The 20,233-nt window shown below is 34.3% G+C and carries 21 protein-coding genes and 1 other RNA gene; 10 read left to right on the top strand and 12 right to left on the bottom strand.

Translation table 11 applies throughout. The annotated features are described in order from the left end of the window. Nucleotides 1–79 precede the first annotated feature (79 nt). The 3 genes from N4270_RS07985 (at nt 80) to N4270_RS07975 (ending at nt 3,333) form a co-directional block, all read left to right on the top strand. Entirely contained in the window at nt 80–2,143 is a 2,064-nt protein-coding gene (locus N4270_RS07985) for a DUF349 domain-containing protein (protein WP_260096499.1), read from the top strand. 150 nt (nt 2,144–2,293) lie between these two features. Next, on the top strand, nt 2,294–2,779 hold the full coding sequence (locus N4270_RS07980) for a nuclear transport factor 2 family protein (protein WP_260096498.1): 486 nt from the start codon (nt 2,294–2,296) through the stop codon (nt 2,777–2,779). Between the two features lie 95 nt (nt 2,780–2,874). Then, a complete protein-coding gene (locus tag N4270_RS07975; RefSeq protein WP_260096497.1) occupies nt 2,875–3,333 on the top strand; it encodes a DUF3052 domain-containing protein in 459 nt (152 codons plus the stop codon). Here the strand turns inward: N4270_RS07975 and N4270_RS07970 are convergent. Genes N4270_RS07970 through N4270_RS07940 form a run of 7 tightly spaced genes read right to left on the bottom strand, consistent with a single transcriptional unit; the run spans nt 3,330 to nt 9,120 of the window. Continuing rightward, a complete protein-coding gene (locus tag N4270_RS07970; RefSeq protein ID WP_260096496.1) occupies nt 3,330–3,878 on the bottom strand; it encodes a 1-acyl-sn-glycerol-3-phosphate acyltransferase in 549 nt (182 codons plus the stop codon). The two genes, N4270_RS07975 and N4270_RS07970, sit on opposite strands and share 4 nt — an antisense overlap. 1 nt (nt 3,879) lies before the next feature. Further along, nucleotides 3,880–4,962 carry an iron-containing alcohol dehydrogenase family protein gene (locus tag N4270_RS07965; protein ID WP_260096495.1) on the bottom strand — a complete coding sequence of 361 codons (1,083 nt, stop codon included), beginning with the start codon at nt 4,960–4,962 and terminating at the stop codon, nt 3,880–3,882. 47 nt (nt 4,963–5,009) lie between these two features. Next, a complete protein-coding gene (locus tag N4270_RS07960; protein WP_260096494.1) occupies nt 5,010–5,630 on the bottom strand; it encodes a CatA-like O-acetyltransferase in 621 nt (206 codons plus the stop codon). Next, nucleotides 5,630–6,334: an HAD family hydrolase gene (locus N4270_RS07955; protein ID WP_260096493.1), complete on the bottom strand. Its 705-nt coding sequence runs from the start codon at nt 6,332–6,334 to the stop codon at nt 5,630–5,632. The genes N4270_RS07960 and N4270_RS07955 overlap by 1 nt, the downstream gene beginning before the upstream one ends. Before the next feature lies 1 nt (nt 6,335). Next, the gene (gene kdsB / locus N4270_RS07950; protein ID WP_260096492.1) at nt 6,336–7,064 is read right to left on the bottom strand and encodes a 3-deoxy-manno-octulosonate cytidylyltransferase; all 729 of its coding nucleotides are present in this window, start codon (nt 7,062–7,064) and stop codon (nt 6,336–6,338) included. Nucleotides 7,065–7,110: 46 nt separating this feature from the next. Next, nucleotides 7,111–7,677: a DUF4126 domain-containing protein gene (locus tag N4270_RS07945; RefSeq protein WP_260096698.1), complete on the bottom strand. Its 567-nt coding sequence runs from the start codon at nt 7,675–7,677 to the stop codon at nt 7,111–7,113. 15 nt (nt 7,678–7,692) lie between these two features. Continuing rightward, nucleotides 7,693–9,120 (bottom strand): ATP-dependent RecD-like DNA helicase, encoded by a 1,428-nt coding sequence (locus N4270_RS07940; RefSeq protein WP_260096491.1) that lies wholly within the window; start codon nt 9,118–9,120, stop codon nt 7,693–7,695. Nucleotides 9,121–9,327: 207 nt separating this feature from the next. On the opposite strand from N4270_RS07940, the gene N4270_RS07935 reads away from it, so the two are divergent. The 4 genes from N4270_RS07935 (at nt 9,328) to N4270_RS07920 (ending at nt 12,170) form a co-directional block, all read left to right on the top strand. Beyond that, nucleotides 9,328–10,065: a hypothetical protein gene (locus N4270_RS07935; protein ID WP_260096490.1), complete on the top strand. Its 738-nt coding sequence runs from the start codon at nt 9,328–9,330 to the stop codon at nt 10,063–10,065. A 1-nt stretch (nt 10,066) separates the two neighbouring features. After that, entirely contained in the window at nt 10,067–10,876 is an 810-nt protein-coding gene (locus N4270_RS07930; RefSeq protein WP_260096489.1) for a DUF3822 family protein, read from the top strand. Then, entirely contained in the window at nt 10,876–11,409 is a 534-nt protein-coding gene (locus N4270_RS07925; protein WP_260096488.1) for an RsmD family RNA methyltransferase, read from the top strand. The genes N4270_RS07930 and N4270_RS07925 overlap by 1 nt, the downstream gene beginning before the upstream one ends. 227 nt (nt 11,410–11,636) lie before the next feature. Next, a complete protein-coding gene (locus N4270_RS07920) occupies nt 11,637–12,170 on the top strand; it encodes a nuclear transport factor 2 family protein (protein ID WP_260096487.1) in 534 nt (177 codons plus the stop codon). 50 nt (nt 12,171–12,220) lie between these two features. Here the strand turns inward: N4270_RS07920 and rnpB are convergent. Beyond that, an RNA gene (gene rnpB / locus N4270_RS07915) (RNase P RNA component class A) lies at nt 12,221–12,544 on the bottom strand. 102 nt (nt 12,545–12,646) lie between these two features. Here rnpB and dnaX point away from each other — a divergent pair. Genes dnaX through N4270_RS07900 form a run of 3 tightly spaced genes read left to right on the top strand, consistent with a single transcriptional unit; the run spans nt 12,647 to nt 15,538 of the window. Continuing rightward, entirely contained in the window at nt 12,647–14,380 is a 1,734-nt protein-coding gene (dnaX, locus tag N4270_RS07910; protein ID WP_260096486.1) for a DNA polymerase III subunit gamma/tau, read from the top strand. Between the two features lie 10 nt (nt 14,381–14,390). Beyond that, nucleotides 14,391–14,954, top strand: coding sequence for a hypothetical protein (locus N4270_RS07905; protein ID WP_260096485.1), 564 nt, complete (start codon nt 14,391–14,393; stop codon nt 14,952–14,954). A gap of 2 nt (nt 14,955–14,956) precedes the next feature. After that, nucleotides 14,957–15,538 (top strand): tRNA-(ms[2]io[6]A)-hydroxylase, encoded by a 582-nt coding sequence (locus N4270_RS07900; RefSeq protein ID WP_260096697.1) that lies wholly within the window; start codon nt 14,957–14,959, stop codon nt 15,536–15,538. 107 nt (nt 15,539–15,645) lie between these two features. Here N4270_RS07900 and N4270_RS07895 read toward each other — a convergent pair whose 3' ends face one another. The 4 genes from N4270_RS07895 to N4270_RS07880 form a co-directional block, all read right to left on the bottom strand. Beyond that, a complete protein-coding gene (locus tag N4270_RS07895; RefSeq protein ID WP_260096484.1) occupies nt 15,646–16,179 on the bottom strand; it encodes a porin family protein in 534 nt (177 codons plus the stop codon). A gap of 165 nt (nt 16,180–16,344) precedes the next feature. Further along, nucleotides 16,345–17,250: a Ppx/GppA phosphatase family protein gene (locus tag N4270_RS07890; protein ID WP_260096483.1), complete on the bottom strand. Its 906-nt coding sequence runs from the start codon at nt 17,248–17,250 to the stop codon at nt 16,345–16,347. 1 nt (nt 17,251) lies between these two features. After that, nucleotides 17,252–19,303 carry a polyphosphate kinase 1 gene (gene ppk1 / locus N4270_RS07885; protein ID WP_260096482.1) on the bottom strand — a complete coding sequence of 684 codons (2,052 nt, stop codon included), beginning with the start codon at nt 19,301–19,303 and terminating at the stop codon, nt 17,252–17,254. Then, nucleotides 19,303–19,788: a histidine phosphatase family protein gene (locus N4270_RS07880; RefSeq protein ID WP_260096481.1), complete on the bottom strand. Its 486-nt coding sequence runs from the start codon at nt 19,786–19,788 to the stop codon at nt 19,303–19,305. The genes ppk1 and N4270_RS07880 overlap by 1 nt, the downstream gene beginning before the upstream one ends. Nucleotides 19,789–20,233 lie beyond the last annotated feature (445 nt).

Here is a 20,233-nt window from a genome sequence, read left to right as displayed (position 1 = left end):
ACCCCCTTAATGCCATATCTTTTTTGTAAATCAGTCTCTTGTTAGTATATTAGCCTTCTAACATTAAACACATTGAAAAATGTCAGAGAAGGAAAACCTGCAAGACGCAGATGGAAACACTAAAACAAACACGAGCAAGACCACACAAGCTTCAGAAGATACTACAATTATAACTGAAGACTCTTCGGAACAGGTCAGCGAAACACCGGAAGCAGAAACACAAACTCCTGAAACGCCTGAATCTCCAACTGAGACTGTTTCAGAAGCCACTAATGATCACGGTCCTGAACCCCAAGAAGCAACCAGTGAGTCGTCTGAAACACCAGTAGAAGATTCAACTAAAAAAGCAGATGCTCACGTTGAAGAAATTGATGAGGCTAATGCTGAAGATGCCGAAGACGAAACCAATGTGGAACGTCACGAGTTAGAAACCAAAGATTACCACGCTATGTCGATGGAACAGCTCGCTATCGAACTGGAACAACTCATTGCCAATCATAAAATTCAAAATATAAAAGCCCAAGTTGATGAGATTAAAGCTGAGTTTAACTCTAAATTTGAAACACTTCTTGACGAGAAAAAGGAAGAATTTTTAAGTGATGGCGGAAACGAAATTGATTTCTATTACACTTCACCTGTAAAAAAGCGATTCAATAGTGCTTATAAAAATTATAGAACTAATTTAAATGCTTATTACAAAGAACGTGAGAATAATTTAAAGGGAAATCTTGAAAAGCGCTTACAAATTATCGAGGAAATTAAGGGGCTTATCAACGTTGAAGAAAATATAAACACAACTTATAAGCAATTTAAAGATTTACAGGAACAGTGGCGAAATGCTGGACCAATTCCTAGAGATCGCTACAATAATGCATGGAATTCTTACCATCATCAAGTTGAAATTTTTTACGATTACTTACATCTAAATCGCGATTTACGCGATATGGATTTCAAGCATAATCTTGAGCAGAAAACCAAAATCATTGAACGTGCCGAAGAATTAGCTAAAGATGATAACATCAATCGTTCGTTTAGAGAATTACAGGTACTTCATAAATTATGGAAAGAAGATTTAGGACCTGTTGCAAGAGAACATAGAGAAGACATCTGGGAACGTTTTAGCAATGCTACTAAAACCATTCACGACAAGCGCCAGGCATACTATGTCGATTTAGACAAAGCGAGAGAGAAAAACCTTGAGCGTAAAGAAGACATTATTACTAAAATTGAAGCTATTGCTGCAGATTCATCAAATTCTCACCAAGCTTGGCAAAAGAAAATCAAATCTATTGAAGCTTTAAGAGAAGAGTTTTTTAACGCAGGTAAAGTCCCTCAAAAGGTAAATGAAGCTACATGGACAAAGTTTAAAGGGGCTGTAAGACAATTTAACCGAAACAAAAACGCCTTCTATAAAAATTTAAAGAAAGACCAATACGATAATCTGGAGAAAAAGAAAGCGCTAATTCAAATCGCCCTTGACAACAAAGACAGTGATGACTTTGAAGCCACAACACCTTTGATGAAGAAAATCCAGAATGATTGGAAAAAAATCGGTCATGTTCCAAGAAAGAACAGCGATAAAATATGGAAGCAATTTAAAGGAGCTTGTAATGCTTATTTTGACAGACTTCACGCCGAACGCAACGAAGCCAACAAAGAATTAATGGCAGCATACGAAGAAAAATCGGCTCTACTAGAAGATGTCAAAACTTTAAGTTTAAGTGGTAAACCAGAAAAAGATATTGAGACTATAAAAGAAAAAATCGCCTCTTGGAAAGCCATTGGTCATGTTCCGCAAAACAAGCGCTATATCGACAGTAAATTTAACAAAGCATTGGATAGTTTGTTTGACAAACTTGACATGGACAAAGCGAAGTTAGAAATGATTAAGTTTGAAAACAAACTGGAAAGCTTATCACAACCTAATGATACCCGTTTATTAGACAACGAACAAAATTTCATCAGAAAGAAAATTTCGGAAGTCAAAAGTGAAATTAATCAGTTAGAAAATAATATGCAGTTTTTCTCTAATGTTGATGAGAGCAATCCTTTAGTCAAAGATGTTATCAAAAACATTGAAAAGCACAAAAAAGGTTTATCCGTTTGGGAAGAAAAACTCAAGAAAATCAAAGATATGTACTAAAACCTATGCGTATCTATTCAAAAAGACCATCCCTAAAGATGGTCTTTTCTCTTTTTCATAGCAATTTATAATCAACTTTATTACTATACCATACCTACGTAAAATTAATCACTTAGGTTTTTATAAAAGAAAATTAACTAACTTTAAAACATGGATGTACTCATCGAAAAATTTTACAAAGCATTTAGTGAATTAGATGCTGAAACCATGGCCTCTTGTTATCACGATGACATTGTGTTTGAAGATCCTGCATTTGGCGTACTAAAAGGTAAACGCGCAGGAAATATGTGGCGTATGTTATGCCAGTCACAAAAAGGCAAAGATTTTAAAGTATTTTACTCGAATATTCAAGCGAGTAATACCCACGGAAGTGCATCATGGGAAGCCTTTTATATCTTTAGTAAAACAGGCCGAAACGTTCATAATACTATTTCGGCAACCTTTGAGTTTAAAGACGGAAAAATCATAAAACACACTGATGATTTTAATTTACGGAAATGGGCAAAACAAGCCTTAGGATTTAAAGGTGCTATTATTGGAGGGACGCGGTATTTTAAAACCAAATTAAAACACCAAACCAACCGTTTGCTTACAAAATTTGAAACCGAAATGCATGGCAACAAAAAAGCTACTTGAGATGGCCTAAAGTAGCTTTTGTAATAATCAATACTGTTTCTTTTTAGTGACCTATAGTTTACTTTATGTTTCAGTATATGACTACATCGTAAATAATGCAAAATGTATGCCAAAATCATGATGGCTCTAATTTTTATGAAATGAGTTCTGGATATTCTAAAACGCCGTTAGCTAAGAAGTTAGGCCTTAAACCTAGAGCTTCTTTTGTGCTTTATAATCCGCCTAAACAGTATTTCAGTTTATTTCAAAATCTACCAGAAGACATTACAGAACTATCAGACTTGACACCGCAATCTGCCGATTTTATACATGTATTTTGCACGAGTTTAGCAGAACTTGATACCTTAATCACAACCTACAAGCCCGTATTAAAAATGAAGGGGATATTATGGGTAAGCTGGCCCAAGGGCAGCAGTAAAATTACTACAGATATAAAACGAGAACCTTTAAGAGACCTGGTTCTAAATAAGGGTTTGGTCGATGTAAAAGTTACTGCAATAGATCCTGACTGGAGTGGTTTGAAATTTGTGTATCGTTTAAAAGATAGAACTTAGGTATATTCGGGTTTCTTTCCAACAACACCTTTGTAAAAGGCTTTCATAAACTTGAAATCGGCTTCAACATCATCTGTAGGAAAAAAAGGCTCAGACACATGATTCTGTTTGTTTTTAAAATCTAAAGTAAACATCAGTATGGGCACTTTTGCCGCTTTTGCGATATAATAAAACCCTGTTTTCCAATCGTCAACCTTTTTTCGCGTTCCTTCAGGCGCTAAAGTGAGTCTAAACTCATCTTTCTTTTCAAACAGTTTCGCTATAGCTTCCACTTTGTTTTGCCCAGAAGTTCGATCTAGAGCTGCACCACCAACCCATCTAAAATAATAACCAAACGGCCATTTAAAAAGTTCTTTTTTAGCAACAAAGTTGGTTTTTACATGCGTTACTTTCCTCAGTAAAATTCCGATAAAAAAATCATGCCAACTCGTATGTGGAACCGCAATAATAACACACTTTTTAATGGTGTCTTGAGAAAAATTAGTGTTTCCAGTGACTTTCCATCCTAAAATCTTAAAGTAGATAAATCGAGCTAGCCATCGCATATTACATCTTTTGATAAAGTGATTTGAGCTTGCTTCTTGTGATGACTTGTTTCCAGGTTTTACCAATAGCGTTTTCCCATAAAGGCTCTAAACTTAAGGCAACATTAATCATAATATCAAACTCATCGTCATGCAATCCTGCACACAACCCTTGAGGTAATTGAATATTATGTTTCTTTTTCATAGCCTTAAACATGCTTACGCCTTCGGGATAAAACTCCTCGAGATGGTCAAAAACAATACAGTTACCAATACCGTGTTTGGTACCGAGAAGGTAAGATAAACCGTAACTCATAGCATGAGCAACACCAACTTGAGAATAGGCAATACTCATACCACCATGCCAAGAAGCCATCATTAATTTATCCTGAGCTTCAGCTTGTGTAAGCGAAGCATCCATGAAAATTTCTTTGCACAGTTCGTAAGCTTTTTCGCCATAACTCTGACTAAACGCATTAAGATAGGTTCCGTTAAGGGATTCAATACAATGAATAAAACAATCCATACCTGTGTAAAACCATTGATCTTTAGGAACACCATTGGTCAACTCGGGATCTAAAATCACCTGGTCAAAAGGTGTGTAATCTGAATTGATTCCCAATTTTTTTTCTGGTCCAGTTAACACTGTAGTTCGAGAGACTTCAGAACCTGTTCCTGAGATTGTTGGAACACCAACATGATAGATGGCTGGTGTTTTTACCAAATCCCAACCTTGATAGTTTTTAGCTTCGCCTTCGTTCGTTAACATGATGGCAACGGCTTTAGCAAGATCCAGAATGGTTCCGCCTCCAATACCTATAATTCCGGAAGGTCTGTCTTTATGATTTAATATAATTTGCTCAACCAACTCATCTACCTGAGACGTTTTTGGTTCATTTTCTGCAGAAATATATAGAAGTTGATCGTCATATGCTAAAGGAATTCTCGAGGTGATTTCCGAATTTCCTTTAAAGACATCATCGACCAAAAATATAAATGGTGCTTTTGTATTCAATCGTTTAGGTGCTATGATATCACCTAACTGATTAAAACTGCCTCGTCCAAATACAACTCTGGACACCATTGGATAATTTTTATAACTCATTTATTCGTCTTCGTGTAACAAAAATAAAAACATAGTTGGATTTATCTTTACTTATTTAAATAATGTTGGAATTTTTCGGAAAATAATCCAACGTGATACCCATCAACCAAGGCATGATTGACATTTATAGCAACATTCATAACCATGCTGTTGTTTTCTTTTTTATCGATTTTACTAAAGGCTAATTTAGGAACCGACTCCAAATGACCAGAAACTGGCTCTTTATGTCCTGAGAAATTTAACCAAGGTAATGCCGAGCAATGAATGCACTGCAAATCATTCCTATCTGGATACAAAGCACCAGTCGATTCAATTCTACTTTTTTCGGCTTCTATGTTCGCCAAAAACTGATGCAAATCCTCATCAAATTCAATATAAGAAAACCCAAAGGTAAGATCAGATCGCATTAAGGTAGCTGAAGCATTGATAACATCGTAGGCAACCACATCATCATTTACAATTCGGAGTTTTAATTCATCAACAGTATTCATAGCTTTCATACAATCATGTAAATACTTTCCAAAAAAAGAGACACCATGAGCTTTGGCAAATTGGTACGCTTTAGTCAAATCAAAAGGAATGGTAACACCAAAATAAGGATCTTTTAGGGCTCTAAAATGCTCATAATGCTGCTTTCGCTTCCAAGTATTTATATCGAGTAGTTCCACTAATTAAATATGCTTTTTAGTTCGGTCAAACTTTGTAATGTTTTATAATCTTTTTCGTTAGCTTCTTTTCGGCTTACTTGTTCATGCAGCCACGTTGTATGAAATGGAATATGTATGGCTTCTGCTCCAATGGATACTAATGGTAAAATATCAGATTTTAATGAATTTCCAACCATTAAAAACTCTGAAGGATTAATATCTAAATGATTTAATAGCTTAGTGTAGTTGGCTTCTTTTTTATCACTAAGCACTTCTATATGATGAAAATAAGACGTTAGATTGGATTTTTCTAATTTTCGTTCTTGATCTAATAAATCGCCTTTGGTAACCAGAATTAATCTATGAGTTTTTGACAAGTGTTTTAATGTAGCTTCGACACCTTCCAACAATTCTACAGGCTGATTTAGCATGGTTTTCCCAATGTTTAAAATCTTAGTAATAGCTTCGTTAGACAGAGAATTATTAGAGAGCTCAAGTGCGGTTTCAACCATAGACAACACAAATCCTTTAACACCATAGCCATATAAACTAAGGTTCTCTATTTCCTTTTTAAAAAGTTCTTGGTCAATCTTATTGGCAGTTTCGTATGGTGCCAGTAATTTGGCAAATTCTAATTCGGCATCACGAAAATAGGTTTCATTAACCCAAAGCGTATCATCTGCATCAAAACCGATGACTTTTATATGTTGGTAGTTGGTATTCAATTTATTTCCAGAGCTTTTTGGCGCGTTCTAAATCTTCAGGTGTATCAATTTCGACACCTTCTACAGTTGTTTCCACCATTTTAATACGTTTGCCGTATTCTAAATATCTAATGCATTCAATTTTTTCACTCGCTTCAATAAATTGCATAGGTAGTTTATAAAAATCTAATAAGGCTTCTTTTCTAAAAGCATAGATGCCTTTATGCTTAAAATAACGTGCGCCTACTGATTTATCTCTTGGAAATGGAATCGGACTTCTAGAAAAATACAAAGCGAAGTTGTTTTGATCGACAATAACCTTAACAGTATTAGGATTACTAATCTCATCCCAATCATGAATCTCAACCATTAATGAAGCTAAGTCTATGGTTTTATCGTGATCATCTTTAAACACATTTAAAACTTTTTCTAAGCTTTCGCGTTCGGTAAACGGTTCGTCACCTTGAACATTAACAACGATATCGACATCAAGTTGTGCTACAGCTTCAGCAATACGATCGCTACCAGACTCATGTGTCTTAATACTCATAATGGCTTTTCCACCATGAGAAGTTATTTCATCAAAAATAATATCACTATCGGTGACAACATAAACGTCGTCAAACAAGTTTGTAGCGACAGTCGCTTCGTAAGTTCTTAAAATGACCGATTTCCCTGCGAGGTTTTGCATAAGTTTTCCTGGGAAACGGGACGCACTGTAACGTGCAGGAATCATTGATATGATCTTCATTAGTTGAAAATTGATAGAGTATCAAAAATAAAACTTTTAATAGAAATTATGTCCGTTTCCCACGAATCTTTTTATAAACTCTAAAAATGAGATACAATATAATAAGCACAAGAATAAAGGCTAAAACAGGAATAAATAATGAAACCACAGACATCAGCACAGAGGTTCCCGTTTCTACTGTTGAAACGACCGGATTGGCGATACCGCCAGTACTTGCAGTAGATGCCAATCGTGTGGCTCCAGAACCACCAGCCACTGCTGCAGCGGTTCCGCCTCCTGCTATGATTGCCAAAGCCCAGGTGATTGCCGGACTAAGATCGGCAACGGTTGATACCATAACTGCTGTGCCAGCAATCGTCGCCAACGGAATAGCAATAGTATCTAAAAGGTTATCAACATATGGAATATAATAGCCAAAAACTTCAACGAGCGTAGCGACTCCCAGTGTAATTACTGCAGTTAAACTACCTATCCATTGCCAGGATTCATTAAGCTCCCAAAGGTTAAAATAGGCTGCTAGACTCAACGCAAAAAGTGGAACAAATACCCGAAATCCCACAGATGCTGAAAGTCCGATACCTAAAAAAATACTAATAATGGTTTCCATCGTCATATCCAATAGCTTGTTTTATTCATCTTCAAAAAACGTATCTTTAAACCCAATAAGATACAATTTTTCTTTCGCTCTGGTTGCGGCTGTATACAACCAACGCATATAATCTTTATCGATTCCATTTGGTAAATAAGGCTGTTCTACAAAAATAGTATGCCATTGTCCACCTTGAGATTTATGACAGGTGATTGCATAGGAAAACTTGACCTGTAATGCGTTAAAATGTTTATTGCCTTTTATTTTCAGAAATTTCTTGTAGTTAGATGTTTCATCTTCATAATCTTTTTGAACCTCTTGGTATAAACGGTTACTATCTTCATAGGTTAAGGAAGGCGTTTCAGCTTCAATAGTATCTAATAGCAAAACCGTTTCAAAAGGGCGCATCCGCGGATAATCGACCATTTGCACTTTGACTTCAGCAAAACGAAATCCGTAGAGCGTTGTCATAGAAAAAATTTCTAAAACCTGAATAATATCACCATTGGCAATAAATCCAGCTTCGGTTGTAGGTTTAATCCAGAAGTAATTATTTTTAACAACCATCAAAAAATCACCGACTGTCAATTCATTTTCATTGAATAAAATCCGGTTTCTAATCTGTTGATTATAAAGATTTGCGCGTTTATTGCTTCTAACAATGATAGCCGTTTCTTCATGACCTAAATCACTGTAAGCATCATTAATAGCATCCATAATTTCGTAACCATCAATTAATCGTATGATATCAGTAAAGCCGTTGAGATTAAACTGAAAAGAATCAAAGAATTCATTTTCAATCACTTCTCGCATTCGCGTTGCATTGCTTAGTATTCCGGAGTCTTGATTTTGACGCACCACTTCATCTAATTCAATTGAAGTAACAGCTTTATTATAATTTAAACCCAGTTGCTCTGAATTGAGTGCTGGCGAAACATCAGATTTTACAGGAGGTAATTGCGCTTTGTCCCCAATTAAAAGTAATTTACACTTATGACCAGCATAGACATAGGTCATTAAATCGTCTAATAAAGAGGTGCTTTCGAAATTTTTAGAATCCGCCGGAACATCTGGAATCATTGAAGCTTCATCAACAATAAATATGGTGTTGCGATGTTTATTGGGTTGCATTACAAATTTAACGCCTCCTCCTCTATCTTTCTTCGGAAAATAAATTTTCTTATGAATGGTAAAGGCTTCTTTTTTTGAATAATTTGAAATCACTTTAGCCGCTCTTCCGGTTGGCGCCATTAAAACAGCACTTTTTTTTGTTTCCCATAAATTAGAAACAAGCGTCCCTATAATACTCGTTTTACCTGTTCCTGCAAATCCTTTTAAAACGTACAAGGTATTAGGCGAATCATCAAAAACAAATTTTGCTAATTGCTCAATGGCAACAAGTTGCTTCGTGGTGGGAGCAAAAGGAAACTTCTTGATTAGCAATTTATAAAAGTCTGATGACGTCATTTATTTATTGTGAAATGTGATTAAAAACGCAATATAAGATTTAATACATTAATGTTTTTATGGCTTTAGAAGACAAAATTTGTTATAGAATTTCAAAGTAATTTTATATCTTTCCCCTGTTATTGATTTTTGTCTACATTGTTTTAACGAACAAAAAAAAATTGTAGATTTGCGTAACTCCTTAAAAACAATATAAAAAAACTAACTATGTTAAAAGTAATTCTTGTTGTTGTAGGCCTTATTTTACTTACAATTGGTATCGTTTGGTTGATCGATAAATTTGTGCCTAAAAAGCTAAAACCTATCCTAAATTTAGTGCTATGGGCATTGATTTTCTTCTTAGGTTATTTGACGTTTATGTCTGTTTATGGTGAAATTAAATTCAATAAACTTAAAGATGAGCGTTATGTGAAAGTGATTGATAAATTAAAAGATATTAGAGATGCACAATTAGCGCACAGAACTGTTAAAAAATCCTTTTCTGGAAACTTTGATGATTTAATTAAGTTTATCGATACTGCGCAATTTACCATTACACAACGAAGAGATTCTACAATTATTGATGAAGAATTAACACGTCGATTTGGTGGTGTAGAAACTACTAAAGATATTGTTATCATCGATACCATTGGAACTGTTCCTGTTAGAGATTCGCTTTTTGGAGCAGATACGCGCTACAAAACGATGATGAACCTTCCTCAAGGTATTGGACCTGCCGGCGCTAAATTTCAACTTAAAGCAGGAAAACTAGATGAAAGTGGTATTGCTGTTTTTGAGGCATGGGTCGATAAAGACGTTATTTTACACGATCAAGACAAAAACCTGGTTAATAAAGAAAAAGAAGTTATGTCTGTAGATGGTGTGAGAGGATCAAAATTAAAAGTTGGTTCTATGGAAGAAGCTGAAACAGGTGGTAACTGGCCAGGCAACTTAAGTAGAGACTAAATTGAAACATAATAGTATAAAAGCACTGTCCATTCAAATTCGTTTGAGTGGACTTTCTTTTTGCATTTTAAATCGTTCGACTAACACTATCGAGTTACTGGATACTATCGAACTTGATAAAAAAGCAACTCCTTTTGAACTGCTCAACGAATTAAAAAAAGCGATTGAGGCAAATGCAGCCTTTGAACAGTCGTTTGATTCTGTGTTGTGCATTTATCAAAATGAATTATCGTGCTTGGTACCTAAAGCTGTATTTGATGAAAACTCACTTGCCGATTATCTAAAATTTAATGCAAAAATTTTAAAATCTGATTTTATTAATTACGATACGTTAGCCTCAATAGATTGCATGAATGTCTATGTCCCATTGGTTAACATCAACAATTATGTATTTGATACTTTTGGTACTTTTGACTACAAACATTCGTCTACCATTTTGATTGATACCTTCTCTCAAAAATCTTCAAAAGAGACAGCAAAGACCATGTATATTAATGTGAATCGTTCAACCTTTGAAATTATTTGCATTAACAATTCTGAGTTACTATTCTATAACACCTTTGAATACGCGACAAAAGAAGATTTTATCTACTATATTCTATTCACAGTAGAACAGCTTAAACTCAATCCTGAAACTATTAAAACCATACTTACAGGACAGATCGAAAAGGACGACGACTTATACAAAATACTCTATACCTATATTAGATTTGTAGACATTGAAGACGCAAACAGCTATTTTAAGTTTGATCTTACTATTAATACCCATACCACATACAAGGATTTTATCATTTTAAACAGCTTTAATTAATGCGTATCATTTCAGGAGAATATAAAGGTCGTCGTATCACAGCTCCCAAAAAACTTCCGGTGAGACCAACCACAGATATGGCCAAAGAGTCTTTATTCAATATTCTTAATAATCAGTATTATTTTGATGAAATTTCGGTATTGGATTTATTTGCCGGAACAGGGAATATAAGCTACGAATTTGCCTCACGCGGAACAGAGCAAATTACTGCTGTTGACGAAAATTACGGTTGCATTAAATTTATTAATGACACTGCCGAAAGTTTCGAAATGAACATTACAACCATTAAAAGTGATGTTTTTAAATTCTTGGAAAAAACCACTCAGCAACATACTCTCATTTTTGCCGATCCACCTTACGATTTCCCGATTGAGGAATTTGCTAAAATTCCGCAATTAGTATTTCAAAATGAATTATTAGAAGCTGATGGTTTACTTATTGTAGAACATTCAAAGCACACCGATTTATCGCATTTAGACCACTATTCGCATTCTAAAAGTTATGGTGGGAATATGTTCAGTTTTTTCAAGTAAATCTACCTGTTTTTATAATGAGTATAAACCGCTCTAAAAGACTCAACCATCCCATTGTATATTTGTAGTATAAATCCTATTCGTGTTTTTTAACTATCTTGTAGGTCTTCAACTCTGAGTACGCACTCATTTTGCACCTATAAATTGTCCTCCAATTTACACCCTTCATTTTGATATGGTTAATTATGGCTATTAAGCAATCAACATATTAACTTAAATCAATTATTATGAAAGTATTAAAAAAAACGATGTTAGCAGCATTTACATTGTTGCTATTTCTACCAATGCATGTTAATGCACAAAAAGACCAACCCAAAGTCACCTTAGAGTTTAAAAATTCGGAAACGGCCAACCAACTTGTTCGAAATTACACCCAAGCATTACAAAAAGGAGATGTCGCTAAAATGAATGCCCAGCTCCATGAAAGCGCCATGATTTATGGTTTAGGCGGAGGTTTAGATTCATTAAACGTTGAGCAACACAACGTCTATTTTACAAATAGTACAAATCAGTTCAAACATTCTATAAGTCAGGATTTATACTTACCTGTAAAAGTTGAAAACAATTGGAATGAAGGCGAATGGCTATTATCCTGGGGCACCAATACTATTACTGATAAAAAGACGGGGAAATCTATAGTAGTACCCTATCATACCGTTTCTATGGTTGAAGGTGGCAAAATTGTATTTATACGCTTTTTCTATGACTTACTTAACATCATAGAAAGTCAAGGCTATACAATAACACCTCCTAAGCAGTAAAACTTGTAAAACTAAAACAAAACCCTTTACAAATTGTAAAGGGTTTTTTATGAATAAGTAAATCGATAAGCCGAATTCTGTAAACCAACAAGATAAATCTCGCAAGTATCCTTATCATTTATCTGCGTTTACTGTTACCAGTAAACTTTAGCTGTCTACCCTCTAGCATCGCGCGTGCACGCTCAAACACTAGTATACATGACATTGCACCACATAGAGTTTACCTGATTTCACTACAGCATGACCTGTACATTCTTTCTGTTGCACTTTTCCTCACCTCTCGGCGGATGGCTGTTAACCACTATGATTGCACTATGGTGTTCGGACTTTCCTCCATCTCGATACATCGAAACAGCGATAAGGTGATTTACTCACTGCAAAAGTACGATTAATTGTTAATAACTCCTTTTAATTTAGAGACGCATAATTCCTATTTTTATAATGAATTTTTAACTTTGTTATCCTAAGTTTTATCAATGGAACATTTCGTCGTATCAGCTCGTAAATACAGGCCACAAACGTTTAAAGACGTTGTTGGCCAACAGGCGATTACGAATACGTTACTCAATGCTATTGAAAATAATCATTTAGCGCAAGCCCTTTTGTTTACAGGACCTCGTGGTGTTGGAAAAACAACTTGTGCACGTATTCTAGCTAAAATGATAAATAGTGATGGTACCGAAACAGAAGACGAAGATTTTGCCTTTAATATTTTTGAATTGGATGCAGCTTCTAACAATTCGGTTGATGACATTAGAAATTTAACTGATCAGGTGCGTATTCCTCCGCAAGTTGGTAAATACAAAGTTTATATTATTGATGAGGTACATATGTTATCGGCAGCTGCTTTTAATGCCTTTTTAAAAACCTTAGAAGAGCCGCCTAAACACTGTATATTTATTTTAGCGACTACCGAAAAACATAAAATTATTCCGACCATATTATCTCGTTGTCAGATTTTTGATTTTAAACGCATCACTGTTTCAGACGCTAAAGACTATCTTAAATATATTGCTGAAGAACAAGGTATCAATGCTGAAGACGATGCCTTACACATTATCGCCCAAAAAGCAGATGGTGCCATGCGTGACGCCTTATCTATTTTTGATCGTGTGGTAAGTTTCTCTGGTAAAGAATTAACCAGACAAGCAGTTACCGAAAACCTAAATGTTCTGGATTATGAAACGTATTTCACGAGTACGGATTTAATTCTTGAAAATAAAATACCCGAATTATTACTTCAGTTTAATACGACACTTTCCAAAGGCTTTGATGGTCATCACTTTATTGCTGGTTTGGCATCACACTTTAGAGATTTATTAGTCTGTAAAAACGAAAAAACCATTGAGCTTCTGGAAGTTGGTGAAGACACGAAAGCCAAATACTTAGCGCAAGCAAAAAAATCACCTCACGACTTTTTAATTAAAGGTATTGAACTTGCCAACGAAACCGATTTAAAGTACAAAAGTAGCAAAAATCAACGCTTACTGGTTGAACTTTGCCTTATGCAGCTTGCCTCTATCACTTTTGATGGAGAAAAAAAAAATAGTAAAAACTACATAATTCCCCCATCCTATTTTAAAGCGAAAGGAATTACGCCTATTCCAGTTGCTATTCCGAAGAAAACTCAGGAAACACAAGTATCTACTGAAAACATAAAGACCGAATCAACTACTGAAGCGGTTGCAGCCACTAAAGACCATCCTATTACTGCTGAAGTAAAGCGGCCAGTGATTGACTTAAAAAAAGATCAGCGTACCTCAGGACTTTCTCTAAAAAGTATTCGCGCCAAAAAAGAACATCAAATCAAACAGATGGAAGTTGTTATTGATGTCGATGATTTACCAACTGAAGCCTTTACCGAAGATGAATTTCATGAAACTTGGAATGCTTATATTGCATTGTTGCATAAAAAAGGAGAAAAAATCATGGCTTCAATTTTAGAAATGGGCAAGCCAAAATTAGACGAAACAGCAATTCAATTAGAATTTCCAAATGAAACTTTAAAACTTGAATTAGAACGTGCACAATATCCGCTAATGGAATTTGTTCGTAAAAAACTTCAAAATTTCGACCTAAAATTAGAGATTAGTGTCAATGAAGAAATTTCAAAAAAGTATGCCTTTACTGCTCCTGAAAAGTATCAAAAATTAAAAGAAAAAAATCCGAATATTGAACTTCTAAAAAAGACATTCGGTCTCGATATTTAAACTGTTTTTTATGAAAAAGTTATTAGCCGTAATTCCATTTATTATTCTTATCATTTTTATGTCTTGTGATCGAAGAACCAGTAAAAAAGAGCATTTAGAACAAGCTGTTATTGAGTTCAACAAAAACCTTAAAACAATAGACATAAACACTTATTATCCTGAATATTACACAGAAACAAAAACAGACTCCATTGTTGCCAATACATTTACAGTAAACATAAAAAACTATACACTTATGGATACTGATATTTTAGTGAAAGAATCGATTAAGGGTATTCAAAAAACATCTGAATACCATCGTGTTTTTGCTTCTGATGTGACGGTTGCTGTTTCAGATAAAATCATTTTTAATAAGCATATTTCTACGGCTGATTTTGAAGATGTTTCAGCGTCTACATTTTGGCAATATGCTACGCTTGAACACGTTTGGGTCAACCAAGATCAGTGTGATACTAAAACTTTAGCGCTTGGCATTTCTTTTATAAACCCCAAAAGCAATGCTTATAAATTATATGAAATGCAGATTGATACCAACGGAAAAGAATATATCACATTAATTGAAGACCATAGCTAATGATGTTAGGATTAAAACTACCAACCGATCCGCGTTGGGTTAATATAGTAGAAAAAAACATTGAAGATATTCTCACAGACCATGCTTATTGTGAGCAAAAAGCAGCCAGTACGGCAATTTCATTAATTGTAAGCTTTCCCGAATACACCGATTTAGTTCAGGAAATGATTGCCTTGGTTAAAGAGGAAATCAGTCATTTTAAGATGGTACATGATAAAATTCTTGAAAATGGCTGGGTTTTAGGTCGCGACAGAAAAGACGACTATGTGATCCAATTGCTCAAATTCTTCCCAAAAGGTGGTAGCAGAACGACGCAACTCGTACATCGTTTATTGTATGCTGCTTTGATTGAAGCTAGAAGTTGTGAGCGTTTCAGACTGCTTTCCGAAGCATTGCAAGATAAAGAACTCGCAGAGTTTTACAGAAAATTAATGGTAAGCGAAGCAAATCACTACACGATGTTTTTAGGATTTGCAAGACAATATGGCGATCGTAAAGAGGTCGATGAGAAATGGCAACAATTGCTTGATTACGAGGCAGACATCATGAAAAACCTGAGCAAGAGCGAGACCATTCATGGTTAGTTTATGCTATTTTAATTCATCCAATGCAACATATAACTTGGGTAGAATACATAAAAAAAATGCTTCAGCAATTAACTGAAGCATTTATGTTTTATAATCGGTTCGTACTAGATTCTAATTCCGAAACCAAATTGAAAGGTTGTGTTTTGAGCCTCTTGATTTCCAACAACATCTTCATTTAAAATATTGCTTAATCCGTAGTGTACTCTAGCATCAATAAATAATTCGTCATTAATCATATACTCTATACCTCCAATTCCAGAAAAAGTAAATGTTGAAAAAGCATCTTGATTTTTCCATGTTTTTAAACTTACCATTGGGCCAACGCCTAAAGCAAATTTATCACCTAAGGTAAAACGTGCCATAATTGGCATCTGAATATAATCAGCTCTGATTTCATCAGCTTTTGCACCTTCAGCAGAATATTGAATCTCAACTTGTGCTGAAAAATTTTCAGTAATTCCATAATCTACAAATCCGCCAAAAGCAAATCCGTTTCTATGTTGGTTCGTAAAAGTTGGGTCTGGATCAAAATCCAGATTAGAGATATTAACTCCTGCTCGTACACCATAACTCACTTCTTGAGAGTAGGAAAATGTTGTAACAGCCACAAATAATAAAGTAAGTAGTAATGATTTCATTGGTACAAATATTTTTAATTAGGGTTTTCTAGTTTGTAATAAATAGTCATCAAAATTAAGCTAATAACTAGCAAAGATTTGAGACAGCTAATATATGATGAAATTTAAAAATACAAAATAAATATTGGTCATGATGTGCAAAAACACGGCAAAACCAACTTATTTTTAGAGATTTACGCTTGACACTGTGTTGTAATAGACGCTTTTTATGATTCCATCTGAGAGTCCGATTTTAGGCACATAAATATCCTTTGAGCCACTCCATTTCATTGCAGAAAGATATATTCGGGTTGCAGGAATGATTACATCTGCTCTATCTTGATTTAATTCGAGTTCTGTAATACGTTCCTCATAAGAATAGGTTTGCAACTTATTGTAATAGGATGTTAAGTAAAAGTAAGTTAATGGTTTGCCCATAGATTTCCCTGAAATTTTGAAAATCTTATTGATGTTTCCACCAGAACCAATCAAATCAATCACATCGTAATCTTTGGTTTGGGTTTTGATCCAATCTTCCAGTTCAAGCCAGGTTTCTTTTTTTACAATATCGTTAAGCAAACGAACAGTCCCGATTTTAAACGATTTAGAAGCTACTGTTTTTCCGAGGTGAATAACAGAAAACTCTGTACTTCCACCACCAACATCAACGTATAAATAGGTTTTATCTTCTTTGATATACGAATGTAAATCTGTTGCAGCAATAATAGCAGCTTCTTCTTCACCATCAATAATATCAATAGCGATATCGGCCTTTTTATAAATAAGTTTTGAAACGGCTTCACCATTCTCAGCTTCACGCATCGCAGAAGTAGCACAGGCTTTATAAGTAACCACTTTGTGAGACTTCATCAACAATTTAAAAGCCGTCATCGTATCTAACATGCGTAGTTTATTCTCTTCAGAAATCTCACCTTTAATAAATACATCGGCTCCCAGACGAATAGGCACACGAACCAAAGAGGTCTTTTTAAACTTAACAGGTTGCCCCTTTTGTTCAATAATACTTGCGATTAAGAGTCTAACAGCATTGGATCCAATATCTATCGCTGCGTATTTTTTTATGGTTAGCATACTAAGAATTCAATTTTTCTTTGAAATAATCGTAAAGCTCAAATTGTGCTCTAACTTTAGGGTTATTATTTTTTCGATAATCATTGCTTTGAGTGGCATCTATAATCCTTGCCTTAACATTATCGCTCCAGCAAATATCGAAAATATCTAGTAAATCTTGCTTGATATCGTCTTGATATATCGGACAACTCACTTCGACTCTGTTTTCAATATTACGTGTCATCCAATCTGCTGATGAAATATAAACTTTCGTATCGTTATTGTTACAAAAGACGTAGAGTCTGGTATGTTCTAAAAATTTATCAATGATACTAATTACCTCAATATTTTCACTCATTCCTTTTACTCCAGGAACCAAGCAACATATGCCTCGAACAATCATTTGAATTTTCACACCGGCACGACTCGCTTCATAGAGCTTATCAACCATTTTATAACTCGAAATACTGTTCAGTTTCAGTTTGATAAAAGCAGGCTTCCCTTTTTTAACATTCTCAATTTCAGTATCTATAAGTGCGAATAATTTTGATTTTGTATAATGTGGTGACGTAATGATGTGTTTATGTCGGTAGATACGATAATTCGTTTCAAAGAAATTAAACACTTTATTGATGTCTTTTAAGATCTTTTGATTGGCAGTAAATAAGGTGAAATCTGTATATATCTTGGCTGTTGACTCGTTAAAATTCCCCGTACTTATAAAACCATAACGCTTTAAATTGCCGTCTTCTTCACGTTCAATGACGCAAATTTTACTGTGAACTTTTAAGCCCGACACTCCAAACAGCATATTCACACCTTCATCTTGCATTTGCTCGGCATAATCAATATTAGCTTGTTCATCAAAACGTGCTCTGAGCTCAATAACGACGGTTACTTTTTTACCATTCTTTGCAGCATTAATAAGTGAGCTGGCAATATGTGAAATTTGAGCTAATCGATAAATGGTTATTTTAATAGTTTTAACCTGCGGATCAAGCGCTGCTTCACGTAAAAACTTAACCACATAAGAAAATGTTTGATATGGTGTATGAAGTAAATAATCTTTTTTAACAATAGTCGTAAAAATACTGCTCTCTAAACTTAAACCCTTAATTTGCAAAGGTTTAATCTTTTTGTAAAGTAAATCTTGCCTGCCAAGACTTGGAAAATCCATATAATCTCTCCTGTTATGATAACGACCTCCAGGAATGACACTATCTTTAGAATCGATTCCCATTTTTGTCATCAAATATTCAAGCGTTTCATCGTCGATTGTTTTATCATAAACAAAACGAACAGGATCTCCAATTTGACGGTCTTTAACACTATCTGATATTTTTTCAATAAAACTTTTACTTAAATCACTATCAAAATCCAACTCACCATCTCTGGTGATTTTAATCATATTGGCAGAAATACTGTTATAATTAAAAATATTGAAAATATCATCTAAGCAATAGCGCAACAAATCATCTAATATCATAATGTAGCTCTTGTCATCCTTAGACGGAAGCACTACAAAGCGGTCCATTGACTTAGGGATTTCGATGAGAGCATATTGATTTTTCTCATTAGCCAATTCCATTTTAACAGCTAAATATGCTGCACTATCTTTTAATAAAGGCAACTCTACAGAATCATTTAAAATTATGGTGACTAGAGCCGGACTTACTTGCTGAATGAAATAGTTTTTGATAAAAGAATGTTGCTCGTCATCAACTTGGGTTTCATTAATGATGAATATATCTTCGTTTTCTAATTGCTTTTGAATAGCACTCAGAATATCTAAGCTTTTACTCTGCTGTTTGATAACAACCTGAGTGATAATTTCTAAAAGCTCATCGGCTTTAATTCCTAATTCGCTTTTTCCGCCTTTTCCAGCTTCATCAATACGCTTTACGGTAGCATATCTTACCTTAAAAAATTCATCTAAATTATTGGAGAATATTCCTAAAAAACGAAAGCGTTCAATCAATGGAACACTTTCATCTGCAGCTTCTTGCAATACACGCTCATTAAACTGAAGCCAACTTAATTCTCTATTTACATAACTGTTTTTGTCTTTTGTCATTATTTTAAATCTCTAGGGAAAATCATAAATCTTGTGGTTCCATTCTTGATGTCAGACCAAGAATTAACATTAAAATCAATAACTACCAAACCACTTGTTGGTAGATTATCAATAAATTTATCTCCAAATATATTGCAAATAGATGTGAATGCATGATTATGACCAAAAATCATAACATTTTTATAATCTTCATCTAATTTTTTTAAAAAACGAATCACCTGCTCGCCTCCAAAATCGTATAAATCTGGAATTATTTCAATATCAGTTTCAGGGATATTGAGTGTATTCATAAAAATCTTACACGTAGATAACGCTCTGTTAGCAGGACTAGAAAAAACTGTTTCTGGTGATAACAATCGTTCCTTGAACGCACTAGAAACGAGCTTAGCATCGTTAACACCTCGTTTTTTTAATGGTCTTTCTTTATCGCTTACATCATATTCCCATGATGATTTTGCATGCCTGGTGAGTATAAGTGTTTTCATAATTATTCGATTAAAAGCATTTTTTATCGATAAAATGTTGTATAATTCCGTTTTAACGAGTATTTTGCCCTCTTTATCATTTAAATTTGTCAAACGTATTAGTAATCAGTTCATTTGTTAAGTTAAATTTATGTTTAATGACCCCAAATCAAAAATATATTAATAAATCCATTTACCAAGCATTGGTTGCCAATGTTCTTCCCTCACTAAAAAAATTTACATCTGATTTAGGCCTACAAAGCTCCTATCAGTAGATTTTAGTTTTTTAAACATCGCTAAGCGACTTATATAGTTATAAACTATGAAAAGAATTACGAAGGTAATACTTGTTGTTCTGAATAAGTTAATCACTTATGGACGAACTGTGTTAAAAGAAAAAAACGAAGCTATATATGCTATTTTTAAAAATAGTTTATGTGTAAGCTCAAAATTAATAAAAACATTA

Source organism: Psychroserpens sp. SPM9, from assembly GCF_025153525.1.
GTDB lineage: Bacteria > Bacteroidota > Bacteroidia > Flavobacteriales > Flavobacteriaceae > Psychroserpens.
Note: the sequence above shows the minus strand (reverse complement) of the source record. Positions and strands in the feature narration are given on the sequence as shown.

Excerpts from the sequence above, each read along its gene's own strand:
- N4270_RS07985 (WP_260096499.1), top strand. The coding sequence starts at position 80 with ATGTCAGAGAAGGAAAACCTGCAAGACGCAGATGGAAACACTAAAACA.
- N4270_RS07980 (WP_260096498.1), top strand. The coding sequence starts at position 2,294 with ATGGATGTACTCATCGAAAAATTTTACAAAGCATTTAGTGAATTAGAT.
- N4270_RS07975 (WP_260096497.1), top strand. The coding sequence starts at position 2,875 with ATGCAAAATGTATGCCAAAATCATGATGGCTCTAATTTTTATGAAATG.
- N4270_RS07970 (WP_260096496.1), bottom strand. The coding sequence starts at position 3,878 with ATGCGATGGCTAGCTCGATTTATCTACTTTAAGATTTTAGGATGGAAA.
- N4270_RS07965 (WP_260096495.1), bottom strand. The coding sequence starts at position 4,962 with ATGAGTTATAAAAATTATCCAATGGTGTCCAGAGTTGTATTTGGACGA.
- kdsB (WP_260096492.1), bottom strand. The coding sequence starts at position 7,064 with ATGAAGATCATATCAATGATTCCTGCACGTTACAGTGCGTCCCGTTTC.
- N4270_RS07945 (WP_260096698.1), bottom strand. The coding sequence starts at position 7,677 with ATGACGATGGAAACCATTATTAGTATTTTTTTAGGTATCGGACTTTCA.
- N4270_RS07940 (WP_260096491.1), bottom strand. The coding sequence starts at position 9,120 with ATGACGTCATCAGACTTTTATAAATTGCTAATCAAGAAGTTTCCTTTT.
- N4270_RS07935 (WP_260096490.1), top strand. The coding sequence starts at position 9,328 with ATGTTAAAAGTAATTCTTGTTGTTGTAGGCCTTATTTTACTTACAATT.
- N4270_RS07925 (WP_260096488.1), top strand. The coding sequence starts at position 10,876 with ATGCGTATCATTTCAGGAGAATATAAAGGTCGTCGTATCACAGCTCCC.
- N4270_RS07920 (WP_260096487.1), top strand. The coding sequence starts at position 11,637 with ATGAAAGTATTAAAAAAAACGATGTTAGCAGCATTTACATTGTTGCTA.
- dnaX (WP_260096486.1), top strand. The coding sequence starts at position 12,647 with ATGGAACATTTCGTCGTATCAGCTCGTAAATACAGGCCACAAACGTTT.
- N4270_RS07905 (WP_260096485.1), top strand. The coding sequence starts at position 14,391 with ATGAAAAAGTTATTAGCCGTAATTCCATTTATTATTCTTATCATTTTT.
- N4270_RS07900 (WP_260096697.1), top strand. The coding sequence starts at position 14,957 with ATGTTAGGATTAAAACTACCAACCGATCCGCGTTGGGTTAATATAGTA.
- N4270_RS07895 (WP_260096484.1), bottom strand. The coding sequence starts at position 16,179 with ATGAAATCATTACTACTTACTTTATTATTTGTGGCTGTTACAACATTT.
- N4270_RS07890 (WP_260096483.1), bottom strand. The coding sequence starts at position 17,250 with ATGCTAACCATAAAAAAATACGCAGCGATAGATATTGGATCCAATGCT.
- ppk1 (WP_260096482.1), bottom strand. The coding sequence starts at position 19,303 with ATGACAAAAGACAAAAACAGTTATGTAAATAGAGAATTAAGTTGGCTT.
- N4270_RS07880 (WP_260096481.1), bottom strand. The coding sequence starts at position 19,788 with ATGAAAACACTTATACTCACCAGGCATGCAAAATCATCATGGGAATAT.